The organism is Thermoclostridium caenicola (assembly GCF_900142095.1).
Taxonomy (GTDB): Bacteria; Bacillota; Clostridia; order DSM-8532; family DSM-8532; genus Thermoclostridium_A; species Thermoclostridium_A caenicola.
Window position 1 is genome coordinate 1 of the sequence record NZ_FQZP01000109.1, and the last position, 1,540, is coordinate 1,540.

The following is a 1,540-nucleotide window of genomic DNA, read 5'->3' on the forward strand; positions in this document are numbered from 1 at the left end:
GGCTCTACGTCAAATGTTGGGGTTGAACCAAGTAAAATGAAGTAGCATATGTATTGTTGGCAGATGATCATCATAGATCATCTGCTTTTTTACACGCAGATCCAGGTCATACCGTATACTATTCCTTCTCTAGACCATAAAATGTATATGGCTAAAGTAGCCTGAACCTTCCTGGGATTTCCCAGTATAATCATTGGCTCTGTTAAGTCCAGGAATTATGTACGGGTTTAAGCCATAACATGCAGTATCCTGTTTCTGAACCTTTCAAAGTTTCTTATCCCATAAGCATTCCGCTTTATTACTTTAATCTTGTTGTTTACTCCCTCTGTGTAACCATTGGTATAAGGAACATCGAAAGAATTCAGTATTTCTTTCTGCCAGTTTGTAAAGGCCCTGAAGCAGTCATGGAATTCAGGAAGATTGTAACCGTAGAATAACATGTACCATCTGGCTAAGTTCTTTTTTGCTTCATGACTGCTTTTGGAGTCCATCACCTTGTAGAACTCATTCTTTAGTACATAAGCCTGCCTTAAGCGCTCAGAGATCCTCAGCATGGCTTCCACTTCTTCAACCTCTGTAGAAGTCAGCTTATCAGGACGTTTCAACAATAGCTTGCGACTCCTCTTAAAATACTTCCTGCGTTGCTCATAAAACTTTTTCTGCTCTGCTTTCCTGACATTCTCAAAAGCCCAGGCTACCTGTCTGACTACATGATACCTGTCAGCAATAATTTGCGCCCTCGGGAATACCGTCTTGATCAGGCTGCGATATGGGCCGCTCATATCGATAACCACATACTTCACATTATGTCGGTCTTTAAACTTCGAAAAGTATCTGTATAGGTCTTCGCCCTTCCTGTTTGGAAGAATATCCAGAACCCTTTTGTTCTCCGGATCGGTAAGAATACATTGAAATTTTTCTCCTCCCGCGTTGCCTCTGAACTCGTCCATCGAAATTGCACGGGGTAAGGATTTATTCGAATATCTTATGTGATCAAATATCCTTATGGCTGTCGTTGGCGAAACATTAGCTGTATTAGCCAGACTCTTGATAGAAGTAACCTCCCTAAAAGAGTTAAGAATAAAGGCAATCAGCCGGTTCGTAATACGCTGATATCTGGGTAGAAAAGGTATTTCCTCATAAAACCTTTTATTGCAATAAGGACATGCATAACGCCTCTTCTTCAGGTGTATGAAAGTATAACTTCCGAATGAAGATATATCCTTAACCTTCTGCATCCTGTAATCATGAACATGATCCGTATCCTTACCGCAGCGAGGGCACTTATGCACTTTTCGCTTCATTACTATATAGATGTGTATGTAATTCCCCTTTCTTTCTACATTAGTTACAGTTGCATCTTTAAATCCTATCAATTCTTGCGTATAATCTTTGTAGAGCATGGTTGAATCTCCTTTCAAATGGAAGGTTGTGCAACTCCATTTTACTTGAGATTTCAACTCCATGCTCTCTTTTTTGCAAAAAATGTTGGAGCACCGAAGTTATTTCCCTTCGGCACCCCAACATTTATTATAGAACC

1 protein-coding gene is annotated in these 1,540 nt (G+C 40.1%); it reads right to left on the minus strand.

Translation table 11 applies throughout. The features are described from left to right. Positions 1 to 227: 227 nt before the first annotated feature. A complete protein-coding gene (locus tag F3H12_RS13090; protein ID WP_243133301.1) occupies positions 228 to 1,403 on the minus strand; it encodes an ISL3 family transposase in 1,176 nt (391 codons plus the stop codon). Between the last annotated feature and the right edge of the window lie 137 nt (positions 1,404 to 1,540).